This window comes from Caldisericia bacterium, from assembly GCA_021158845.1.
GTDB lineage: Bacteria > Caldisericota > Caldisericia > B22-G15 > B22-G15 > B22-G15.
Map to the genome: position 1 here is coordinate 1 of JAGGSY010000041.1, position 12136 is coordinate 12136.

General features: G+C 36.2%; 9 protein-coding genes and 1 tRNA gene. 2 read left to right on the forward strand and 8 right to left on the reverse strand.

What is annotated here, in order from left to right:
- Positions 1–28: 28 nt before the first annotated feature.
- The 7 genes from J7J33_01570 to J7J33_01600 form a co-directional block, all read right to left on the reverse strand.
- Positions 29–2182: a hypothetical protein gene (locus tag J7J33_01570; GenBank protein ID MCD6167982.1), complete on the reverse strand. Its 2154-nt coding sequence runs from the start codon at positions 2180–2182 to the stop codon at positions 29–31.
- Entirely contained in the window at positions 2172–2843 is a 672-nt protein-coding gene (gene rnc / locus J7J33_01575; GenBank protein ID MCD6167983.1) for a ribonuclease III, read from the reverse strand. The genes J7J33_01570 and rnc overlap by 11 nt, the downstream gene beginning before the upstream one ends.
- Positions 2827–3810, reverse strand: a complete 984-nt coding sequence (plsX, locus tag J7J33_01580) for a phosphate acyltransferase PlsX (GenBank protein ID MCD6167984.1) — start codon at positions 3808–3810, stop codon at positions 2827–2829. Before plsX ends, rnc begins: the two co-directional genes overlap by 17 nt.
- The gene (rpmF, locus tag J7J33_01585) at positions 3807–3998 is read right to left on the reverse strand and encodes a 50S ribosomal protein L32 (protein ID MCD6167985.1); all 192 of its coding nucleotides are present in this window, start codon (positions 3996–3998) and stop codon (positions 3807–3809) included. The genes plsX and rpmF overlap by 4 nt, the downstream gene beginning before the upstream one ends.
- A gap of 60 nt (positions 3999–4058) precedes the next feature.
- The gene (locus J7J33_01590) at positions 4059–5189 is read right to left on the reverse strand and encodes a hypothetical protein (protein MCD6167986.1); all 1131 of its coding nucleotides are present in this window, start codon (positions 5187–5189) and stop codon (positions 4059–4061) included.
- A 2-nt stretch (positions 5190–5191) separates the two neighbouring features.
- A complete protein-coding gene (locus J7J33_01595; protein MCD6167987.1) occupies positions 5192–7687 on the reverse strand; it encodes a leucine--tRNA ligase in 2496 nt (831 codons plus the stop codon).
- Positions 7688–7710: 23 nt separating this feature from the next.
- A tRNA-Ala gene (locus tag J7J33_01600) sits at positions 7711–7785 on the reverse strand.
- A 114-nt stretch (positions 7786–7899) separates the two neighbouring features.
- Between J7J33_01600 and J7J33_01605 the strand changes: the two genes are divergently transcribed.
- Both J7J33_01605 and J7J33_01610 read left to right on the forward strand, forming a co-directional pair.
- Entirely contained in the window at positions 7900–11142 is a 3243-nt protein-coding gene (locus tag J7J33_01605; protein MCD6167988.1) for an SMP-30/gluconolactonase/LRE family protein, read from the forward strand.
- A gap of 44 nt (positions 11143–11186) precedes the next feature.
- Positions 11187–11540: a YraN family protein gene (locus J7J33_01610; protein ID MCD6167989.1), complete on the forward strand. Its 354-nt coding sequence runs from the start codon at positions 11187–11189 to the stop codon at positions 11538–11540.
- A 20-nt stretch (positions 11541–11560) separates the two neighbouring features.
- On the opposite strand, the gene J7J33_01615 is transcribed toward J7J33_01610, so the two are convergent.
- Complete coding sequence (locus J7J33_01615) at positions 11561–12010, reverse strand: CGGC domain-containing protein (GenBank protein MCD6167990.1); 450 nt, start codon at positions 12008–12010, stop codon at positions 11561–11563.
- Positions 12011–12136 lie beyond the last annotated feature (126 nt).

Sequence of the window (12136 nt, forward strand, 5' to 3'; positions counted from 1 at the left end):
TACACTCTTTCTCGTAAATTATCTTCTTTTAAAATGAGGAAATGATAAATCCCTGGAAATTTCTATCAAGGCCTGTGAATTCCTTAAGAAAACGCATCATCAAAGGATCTTTTATTTTTATAAAGTATTTGTCCTTTGTTTTATAATTAAACTCTGTATAAGAGAGGAGTGCCTCTCTTGGAGAATCATCTTCCACTACAAATAAATCCATTCTTTCACCTTCTCTATCAAGAATGTAAGATTTGTCAGCAACATAAAGGTAGTCAATTTTAAGGGAATAGGTCTTTAAAAGTTTCATCCAGTTTTTGGTATCTCTCTCTTTTATTGAAACAAAGACCTTTATGCCTCTTCTTTTCAAATCATTGAGTAAATTTGATAACTCAATGGGATCATCCGGATTTTCAAGTAGAACAGAGGAAGAAGAATAGAAAGAAAGATTCCTTAAGATTTCACCTTCTTCATTACCACTCTGGGCAAGAACAATATTTTCTTCTTTTTTAACATTTCCCTCTATCTCAACCTCTTCTTTTTCTCCATTCCAGTAAACAAATAGATTGAGTGCCTCAAGTATAAATCTAATGGGAACAAAAACTCTATCATCTTTTAAAATCGGAGATGAATCAATACTAAACACTTCTTTATTTATCTCAATTTCTTTCTTTCCCACCCAGAGCTTTATTAATCTCTCTCCTTTTTCTATAGTGACTTCTCCATTATCCCAGGAAACAGTGCATCCAAAATCTTCACTTATAAATCTTACTGGAACCATGGTTCTTCCCTTTATAATAAAGGGTGAAGTATCAAAAAATTTCTCCTCTCCATCAAATATGTACCTTTTAGAACCTATCTTTATTCTCATAAAAGAAAGAAGCCTCAGCGTTGAAGAAGAAGGAAGAATGGGAGTTTTTTCATCAAAATAAACCTTTACCTTTGAGATGGGAGAAAAGAAGGTGACTTCATCATGAACGGTTTTTTTAAAATTAATGGGCTCAATCTTTAAAACATATCTTTCGCTGTGCCATTTTTCGTAAAATTTTGTAAGAAACTTGAAGTTCACTCTGTATGTGAGTTTACCGGAAGGTTTAACTTCGTTTATAACAGGGATAAATGTGCCAAGTCTAAAAAGTGAGAAATTAACACCCTCCTCCTTACATATCTCTATAGCTTTCTCAATATTACTTCCTGTATCATTAACACCTATACCACATAGAATTTTTGATACCACCCTTTTCTTTGTGTTTCTTATAATTTTTCTTATCCAATTAATATCCTTTCCATAATTCTTGTGATATGCAAGGGGAGAAACAAAATCAGAAAGTCTTGATAAAGCTTCATAATTCTGGGAAAAGTGAAGAATGCCCCATGGGTAGGAATCGTGTCCCTCTTCAGCATAAGAAGAGAAGGAGGAGCCACTCTGAATAAGAACCACTGAGAACATCACCTGTGATGAAATGCCTGATATAAAACTTCTTATTTTTCCTGCAAAATCAGTTACAATCTCACTTCTTGTTTCTGCCCAGAGAAGCACATCTATATCCTTCTTATCATACAGAGAGAATATATCCCTCCCCTCCCTCATAATGGATAAAATTCTATTCCAGTTACCACCCTTGTTTATAAATCTCTCCTTTTCTTCTTCAGAGTAGCCGTAATAGATATTTGGATATCTTATGTAATCAAGCTGAATCCCATCAGCATCAAAATTTAAAATAAGTTCTCTAACAATGGTTTTTATATAAGAAAGATACCTTTCTGATGTTAAGTTTACATATCTCAACTTTGGATCCCTGTATGGATAATAATGGGATCCATCTGGAGAATGAAAACTTGCATCGTCTGGATTCTTCTTAAGAAAGTATGGATCAATGGTTATAGGTATATAAAAATGAATCTTTATACCATAATCTTTAAATATTCTAATTATTCTCCTTAGGGTTCCTTCGTATTTTTTATAAAGGAGAGTTCCCTCTGCACTCTTTGCGAGGATAAAAACATTTCTAATATCCTTTAAAATAAGGAATCTTGAGAGTTCCTCCACTTCAGCATTTGTTCTTTCAACAAATGTATCAATATGAATCCATATTCCATTGCCTATTATTTTCTCTTTTGAATAACTAAAGGGTGTATTTAAAGTGAAGGTTATCAAAATAAGAATTAGGATAAAAACTAACCTATTCTTCACCAAGTCTTTCTATTGCCTCCCTTGCAGCTTCTTTCTCTGCCTCCTTCTTACTTTTTCCTTTTCCCAAACCCATAAGCTTACCCTTAATATAAACCCCAACCTCAAACTCCTTATCATGTTCTGGTCCCCTCTCCTCAAGAAGAACATACTCTGGCGTAACTTTGAATTTCTCCTGAGTTATCTCCTGAAGTTTTGTCTTTGTATCAAGAAATTCAGAGGGAAAGTATTCATCAAGAAGTAAGTTAAAAAAATTTCTCAAAGAGTTAAAATCCAACTGAAGGTAGAGGGAAGCTATAAATGCTTCAAAAGTATCGCAAAGTATTCTCTCCTTCTCCCTACCCTTATCCAGTTCTTCACCTCTTCCGAGAAGAATAAATTCATTAAGTTTAAGTTTTTTTGCAAGGTAAGAGAGATTCTTCTCACTTATAAGATATGATCTCTTCTTTGAAAGTTCCCCCTCTTTCTCATTCGGATATTTTTTAAACAAGTATTCTGAAACAAGAAGGTTCACCACAGAATCACCTAAAAATTCCAATCTTTCAAAGTTAATGGGAGCGTTATATTCCCTAAATGATGTGTGTGTCAGAGCAACTCTTATAATTTCCTCATCCCTTATCTCTAATCCAAACTCCTCCCTTAATTTTCTAATGAGAGATTTCATTCCTTAATTTCTCAATAAGCCCCTTGTCTGAAAGTTCCTTACCCATCTTTATGGCATTTTTTATTGCTCTTCTCTTACTCCTTCCATGAGCAACTATTACAACTCCATCTATACCAAGAATTGGACTTCCACCATAAACCTCATAGTCAAATTTTGAGAACTCTCTTTTAAACTCTTTCCCCACAAGGAGCCATGAAAGATTTGTAATTATGTTTTTCTTAAAAATTCCTCTTATAATGTTTAAAAAAAGACTCGCCTCCCCCTCGAGGCTTTTAAGTGCTATATTCCCTGTGAATCCATCAGTTACACAGAGATCAAACTTTCCTGTGAGAAAATCTTTACCCTCCATATTACCTTCAAACTCAGAGGGAAATGCATCTTTAAGAAGCCTGTAGGCTTCCTTTGTAATCTCGTTTCCCTTCTCCTCTTCCTCTCCAATGTTCAACAGTCCTATCTTTATCCTCTCTTTCCCGCTCACAATCTTTGAAAAAACTTTGCCCATTTTTGCCCATTCTACAAGATTATCACTCTTTGCATCAACATTTGCTCCAGCATCCACAAGCACAAGAAAACCAGAGAGTGTTGGTATTATTGCAGATTGAGTTGGTCTAACAACTCCCTCAATCTTTCCAAGAATAAAATAGGAGGAGGTAAGAACTGCCCCTGTGTTTCCTGCAGAGACAACTACACATCCCTTTTTCTCCTTAAGAAGATTCATGGAAACATTTATAGATGAGTCTTTTTTCCTTCTAAAGGCGTATATTGGCTTATCTTCCATTGTAACCACATCTCTTGCATCTACAATTTCAAAATCCTCCCCCACCTCATCTAATATTTTTCTTATCTCCTCCCTTCTTCCAACGAGTATAGAATCTATACCAAATTCTTTCCTTGCAAGAGATGCACCAAGAACAACTTCAAGGGGGGCATAATCACCCCCCATTGCATCAACTATTACTTTGTTCACTCCTCTTCAGCCTCTTTTACAACAACCTCTTCTCCAGCATAGTATCCACAGTATGGGCAAACTCTATGGGGCAGAATAAGTTCATGACAATGAGGACACTCTACAAGCGTAAGCTCCTTCATTCTATAATACTTTGCTCTCCTCATTCTTGTCCTTGATTTACTCTTTTTCTTTTTCGGTTCTGCCATCTTAATCCTCCTTTCCTCTGATAATCTTAAAGGATAGCATGTTTGAAAAGAAAAAACAAGCTAACCTGTAAAGGTTATTATGACTGTTTGGGTTTCTTCTATCCAGTCAACCTTCCCATTCATAAACTCTGCAAAGAATCTTACTGGAACAACTGTTCTATCATGATAGGTGTATGGTGCAACATCAACTTTATAAAACTTACCATTAACCCTTATATAATCTTTTCCCTGATCCACCCAGAGCTCTATAAAAATTTTCTTATAGACAACCACAGCTTTACTTTCATCTGCAAACCATAAAACCTTTGCACCTCTTTCCTCTGCAATAAATCTTAATGGCACCATGGTTCTATCATTCTCAATAAATGGTGGAAATTCAAGTAGTTTCGGCTCATCGTTTACATAGGCAGTTTGATTACCAATTTGAAGTTTTATAATTTTCTTAACCTCTTCTGGTTTCTTAAATTTCACCTTAACAGTGTAGTTTCCTCCATTACTCTCTATCTTTATGGAACCCTCCTTGTCTGATTCCTTTACAACTGTTACAACAACGGTTGTGTCTCCTTCAAACTCTCTCTCTTTAACAACGATCCACTCATCAAGTGGTGTTATTGTCCCCTTTAGTGTTCCCTCTCCAATGTTTTTAATCTTTATCTCCTTCAACTCACCAACAGATGTAAAAACAAGTTCCTCTGGTTCCACAGAAATAATTGGTATCTCTTCCTTCTTTGCCTTTATAACCACATCTTTAAAATCAGTGTCTATAACAGAAAGGTTGGAATCTTTTAAGACAGATTTTTTAAATTTAAGATAGGTCTCTTTATCCTCTTTAAGAACAAACTTTATCTTTAAAAGTATGCCGCTCCCACTTACTCCCTCATCTTTCCCTTTTATCACATCACCAACAACAATCTCTCTTCTCTCCTTGTCAATCTTGGATAGAAAAATAGTTTCTTTTCCCTCAAAGAAATCTCCTGCTTCAACAGATAAAATATCTAAATTCTCTGGTTCATACTCTATGTGAAAGGAAAAACCATAGAGATCACTAACATTTGAAACGCTAACATTCACCTCTGTTTCTGTGTTTAACAATACCTCAACCTCCTCTCTCTCAAAAGAAACAACAGGCTTTTCAAATGCAAAGGAGAGACTGATAAGGGAGATAATTACTAAAATTAAAACTTTTCTCATATTCACCCCACAACAATATTTATTAATTTATCTTTAACATGTATAATTTTTTTAATCTCTTTTCCCTCAATAAATCTCTTAACACTCTTCTCCTTTAAAGCAGCTTCCTCAATCTCTTTCTCATCTAAACCATCTGGCACTTCAATTTTTCCTCTCACCTTTCCATTAACCTGAATAATTATCTTTATTCTTTCTCTCTTTAATGCCTCCTCATCCCAGCTTGGCCATTCTTCAAGATGAATACTTCTCTTTCCTCCAAATCTCTCCCAGAGTTCTTCAGAGAGAAACGGAGCAAATGGTGCAAGAAGGAGAAGGAAATTTTTAAAAACCTCTCTTAATACATCTGGATTTGGATTTTCCTTCTTATTTAAATAGAGAGAGAGTTCATTTGTAAGTTCCATCATTGAGGCAATGGCAGTGTTAAAGTGAAATCTTTTCTCTATATCTATGGTAACTTTTTTAATGGTCTCGTGGAGTTTTCTTCTTAAACTCTTATCCAGTTCATCAATTTTTGATGTATCATAACTATCCCTCCCCTTCTTTGCAACATCCATGTATTTATTAAAGATTCTCCAGACCCTATTCACATATCTACTCATACCCTCAATACCCCTATCTGTCCAGTCTGCGTCTGCCTCTGGTGGTGCTATAAATAGAATAAAGAGTCTTTCAGCATCAACGCCATACTTCTTAACTATTTCCTCTGGAGATACAACATTTCCTTTAGATTTAGACATGGCAGAGCCATTGGAAAGGACCATTCCCTGAGTGAAAAGATTTTTGAAGGGCTCTTTAAATTTGGCATAACCTTTCCTGTAAAGGAACTTAGTAAAGAATCTTGAATAGAGGAGGTGGAGTATTGCATGTTCAACTCCACCTATGTATTGGTCAACAGGCATCCAGTAATGTGCATTCTCCCTATCAAAGGGAAAATCCTCTGGATATTTAAGGGCATTTGGTGAGGTAAATCTCAAATAATACCAGGATGAGCAAACAAATGTATCCATGGTTTCAGTTTCTCTTATGGCATCTCCTCCACATATGGGACATTTTGTATGCTTCCACTCCTCTGCAGTTTCAAGGGGAGACATCCCTTCCCTACTAAAATCTACCTCCTTCTCGTCTGGTAAAAGAACAGGAAGATCCTCTTCTGGAACAGGGACTATTCCACATTTTTTACAGTAAACAACAGGTATAGGTGCTCCCCAGTATCTCTGCCTTGATATAAGCCAGTCTCTCAATTTATACCTTACACTTCTTTTACCAATTCCTCTCTCTTCAAGATACTCAATAATCTTCTCCTTTGCTTCAGTGGAGTGAAGTCCGCTAAATTTACCTGAATTTACCTGTATTCCTTCTCCCGTATATGCCTCCTCCATCTCTTCTGGATTTAATTCCTCTCCTTCTGGCTGTATAACAACCCTTATAGGAAGATTATACTTCCTTGCAAATTCAAAATCTCTCTGGTCATGGGCAGGAACAGCCATTATAGCTCCTGTTCCATATTGATAAACAATGTAGTTTGCTACCCATATGGGAATCTTCTCATTGTTCAGTGGATTTATTGCATAAGCATTTAAAAATAGTCCCTTCTTTTCAAGTTTAGTGGAAGATCTCTCAATTTCAGACATCTTCAGTACTTCATGTTTGAATTCTTCAACCTTATGAAGTATACCTGCCTTCTTTGCAAGTTTCTCCACAAGAGGATGTTCTGGGGCGAGAGCCATAAAGGTAACGCCAAAGAGTGTATCCGGTCTTGTGGTAAACACCCTGATTACCTCATCATCTCCATCTATTGGAAAATCTACATCTGCACCGATACTTTTCCCTATCCAGTTTTTCTGCATTACCTTTACCTTTTCAGGCCACCCTGGAAGCTCGTCAAGATCATTTAACAAATCCTCTGCAAATTCTGTAATCTTAAAAAACCATTGCTCGAGGTCTTTTTTAATTACAGGAGTTCCACATCTCCAGCATTTACCATCAATTACCTGTTCATTGGCAAGAACTGTTTTACATGTGGGACAGTAATTTACAGGGGCTTTCTTTTTATATGCCAATCCACTCTTGTATAACTCCACAAAGAACCACTGTGTAAATTTATAGTAATTAGGATCACATGTTGCAATTTCTCTATCCCAATCATATGAAATTCCCTGTTCTATTAATTGGGATTTCATTTTCTCTATATTTTTATATGTCCATTCCTTTGGAGAGAGATTGTGCTTAATTGCTGCATTTTCAGCAGGAAGCCCGAAGGCATCCCATCCCATTGGATGGAGGACATTGTAACCTCTCATTCTCTTGTATCTTGCCACAACATCTCCAAGAGTATAGTTCCTAACATGACCCATGTGTAGAGGACCAGATGGATATGGAAACATTTCTAAGACATAGTACTTTGGTTTTGATTTATCGTATCTACCATAGAGATTTTCCTCTTTCCATCTCTTTCTCCACTTCTCTTCCACCTTTTTAAAATCGTAAATCTCCTCCATCACATCCTCCGGGAAAAAAATACTGGTGGAGCAGACGGGATTCGAACCCGCGACCTTCTCCATGCCATAGAGACGCTCTCCCTCTGAGCTACTGCCCCACTTGACTTAATTATATTTTTTCTTTAAATTACTGTCAAGTTGTTATATAATTTTAGAAAGTGAAGGGAGGTGAGACAAAAGATAGATTTTAAATTTTAAAAAAGGAGGATGATATGAGTTTAAAGAAACTCTTTTTAATTATTATTTTACTGAGTTTAACCCTTGTTCCAGTAAAATTTACAAAGACTGTTGCTGAGGAACCAAAATTAACACAGGTTGGTGTAATTGGTGTTATGCCTGAAGATTACATCGGAAGCTTCAGTCTCGAGTGGGCAAACACAGTGGAAGGTGATTTTCATTCTGAATACTCCTTCCCAATGCAGGGAATGAAATTTAAGAATGGGAAACTCTATGTATCTGACACCGCCTATGGAAGAATACACATTCTTGATAAAGAATTAAACAACCTTAAAACTATTGGTGAGCTCGGATACGGAAATGGAAAACTCCAGTATCCAGCAGATATTGATGTTGATGAAAATGGAAACATATATGTGGCAGACTTCTTTAATAACTACTTTGTAAAGTTTTCACCTGAAGGTGAGCCTCTGCTTGTTGTGGGAAGTGAAGGGTTTGAAAATGGTCAGTTCATGGGACCATCTGGAATTGCCGTAGCAAAGGATGGAACCATTTATGTATCAGATCAGTTGAACAAGAGAATTCAGGTTTTTGATAAAGATGGAAATTTTGTAAAACTGATAACAAACGATGAACTAACAAATCCAGAGGGTATGACAGTTGACAAGGATGGAAATCTCTGGGTAGTCGATGCAAAGAATTGTAAAGTTTTTGAGTTTGATAAAGATGGAAATGTACTTCTTTCTTTCGGTGAAGAGGGAGGAGAAGATAATCAATTCGTATATCCTTTTGATGTAGTAGTAACGGATGATGCAGTTTATGTTGTAGATAGAGGACTTGGAAGTCCTATAAATCCTTCCATAAAGAAATTTGATAAAACCGGAAAGTTCCTTTTAAAGTTCGGAGAAAAGGGAGAGAGAGGGAAGGTTAAGAATGGACAGTTTTTAACTCCTGCTGGAATTGCTGTTGATGATGAAGGAAATGTTTATACCTTTGATGCAGGATACTTCCATGGACCTGGAAATCCATTTGGTTATCCTGCCGTTCAAAGATTAACTGTTTTTAAACCTGATGGAACATTTAAAGCAAAGAAGGATTATGATCCTCACCAAGATGGAAGACTTATAAATCCAATCTCTGTATCTATTGATAAATCAGGAAACATATGGGTGGCAAGCTGGGCAAACTTTGCTGATTATGGCGAGATTGTTGTCTTTAACAGTGAAGGAAAATTCTTGAAGAAAATTACAGGAATTTCAGAGGACAAGCCTTTTGCTGCCATTGGTGGAGTGCTATGTGGAAAGAATGAAGTCTATGTAGCATCTGGTATTGAAAATGCACCCATTGCAGTATTTGACCTCCAGGGAAAATTTAAGAAAGTCCTTGACAAGTGCGCAGATGAGATTACAAGTCCCTATCAAATGACATTCGATAGAAAGGGAAGAATCTGGGTTGTCAGTAGAGACTACATGGTTTATGCAATATCTAAGATTGATGGGAAAATATATAAGGAGTTTCCGATATCAGGTGAAGCTAATGCAATTGCGGTTGATGATGATATAAACATATACATTCCAACCTTTGACCACTTTGTTGAAGTTTATGATGAGAAAGGAGATAAAAAGGGAAGAATAGGTAAGGGTTCTGGAAGACCACCTGAACATTTCTGGTTCCCAACAGGAGTTGCAGTTGACAAAAACGGAACTGTCTATGTGGCAGACACTGAAAATGGTAGGATTCAAGCTTTCAAGACAGATGGAACTTTCCTCTGGACTACCCCAAGAGGATATTATGAGCCAGTTCATATGGCATGGGGACCTGAAGGTTATCTCTATGTAGTTGATATATTCCATAGTGTAGTTAGAATTCTATCTCCCTTTGGAGAGAAACCTGTAAATTATGCCTTCTCTTTATCCAGTGATGCAGTGGAGAAGGGAACAAAACCAGGTAAACCAGTAAGTTTTGAGGTAAGCATAAAGAACAAAGGTGCAATGGATGATTCATATACACTTACTCTCTCAGAGATAAAAGAGGGATGGAAGGTTGAAGGAGTTCCTGAAACTCTTTCCATTCCAAGTGGTGGAGAGAAAGATTTTACAGTTACAGTAACGCCACCAACAGATGCACAAATTGGCGATGAAATGAGCTTTGAAATAACTGTAAAATCAAAGGGAGATGAGAATCTTGTAAAGAGTCTCTCTTTGAAAGTAAAGGTTGAACTCTTCACAAAACTTCTCATACCATCTGTGGAAACCTCACCAGATAAAGAGTTTGAACTTCCAGTAATGGTAAAAGAGGTTGCAAATCTCTATGGCGCAGGATTTACATTAACATATGACAAAGACTATCTTGATTTTGAAAGTGTTGAAGAGGGAGATTTCTTGAATAGTGATGGAGTAACAACCTTATTCTTAAAGAAAGTCAACGAGGAAAAGGGAGAGGTAATTGTTGGAGTTTCAAGAACTGGGAAGGTAGATGGAATCTCTGGTGATGGAAAACTCATGACATTTAAGTTTAAAGCCTTAAAGCTTGGAAAAACAAAAGTTAACTTGAAGGATGTAGTGTTGAGGAATCCAGAACTTAAACCCCTCAAATTTAAGTTGGATATTGGAGAGATAAATATTGTTCCTCCAGATAAGGAACCACCAAAAATTTCTGTTTCTATTCCATCAGAGGTTCACACAGAGACACTTTCCATATCTGGAAAGATTACAGATAAGAGCGGAGTCAAATATCTAAGAATAAACGGAACAGATGTAAACATCTCATCTGATGGTTCATTTACATTCACATTGAATCTTGATAAAGGTTTAAACACAATTGTTTTTGAGGCAGAGGATACGAGAGGAAACAAGGCAAGAGAGACATTCACAGTTAAATATACAATAATCCTTAAACTTCAGATAGGAAACAAAGTTATGCTTGTAAATGATAAATCTGTTGAGATAGATGTTCCTCCAACAATAGTAGAGGGAAGGACACTTCTTCCAATTAGATGGGTGGCAGAGCCATTAGGAGCAGAAGTTGGATGGGATGGAAAAGAGAAGAAAGTTACAGTATCCCTTGGTGATGTCTTCATAGAACTATGGATTGGAAAACCAATTGCAAGGGTAAATGGAGTGGAAAAACCAATAGATCCTAACAATCCAAAGGTTGTACCCTTGATTTTAAATGGTAGAACTATGCTTCCTGTAAGATTTGTTGCCGAAAACCTTGGAGCAAGAGTAGAATGGGATGGAACAACAAAGACTGTAACAATCATCTATCCCGGTGATTAAAAGATAAATTCTTAGGGGAGGCATTGCCTCCCCTTTTTATTTTCATGAAAAAGAAGGATACTGGAAAACTTGGTGAGAATATAGCAAAAAGGTATCTAATAAAAAAGGGGTATAAAATTTTAACCACTAATTTTAGAACAAGGTTTGGAGAGATAGATATAATTTGTGAGAAGGATGGGATTTTGGTGTTTGTTGAGGTAAGAACGAAAAATAAAAATTCATTTATCATGCCTGAAGAAAGCATTGATAAAAGAAAACTATTGCATATTAAAAAAGCAACTCTAATATATTTAAACTCTATTAAAAGACCGTTTAAAGGAATTAGATTTGATTTTATCGGGGTGGTTATTGACAAAGAAGGGAGGAAAATAAAGCACATAGAAAACATAACACTATGAGTTATTCTGATTTGAACTCCCTAATCATAAGATAGACGAATTTTTTTATTCGTTAAAGTAGGCTTTATAAGTTTTTTCCATTCAGGTGAATCCCATGTTTTTAATTTCTTGTGAACTATGTAGTACTTTTCCGGTATTGGGTGTGTTCCAACAACAACCTTTACACCATACCTTGTTTCTATAAAATCCTTGAAATACTTCACATACGGACAAGGAGGATACCCCACTACCATTCCAGTTGCAAGGTGTATAACTTCTGCTCCATTTTTAATCATTTCCTCTGGTGCATACTCTACATTACCCCCTGGACAACCACCACATGTGGTATAACCTACAACTTCTACATCATCCTCTTTCTTATAAATACTAAATGCCCCTTCTCTGTTTCTAAGAGCTCTAAAACACTTACCCCCAGCGCAGTTACGATATCTGTCGCAAATAATGATTCCGATTTTAACTTTTTTTCTCATTATTTTTACCTCCTTATTTAAAACTCTACTTTATAATATCACTAATACTTTATATAATTAAGAAAACTGAAAAAGGAGGAAGTAGTTACAAAAGTAATCTCGCTATATGAAAAAAGGGGGTTATTT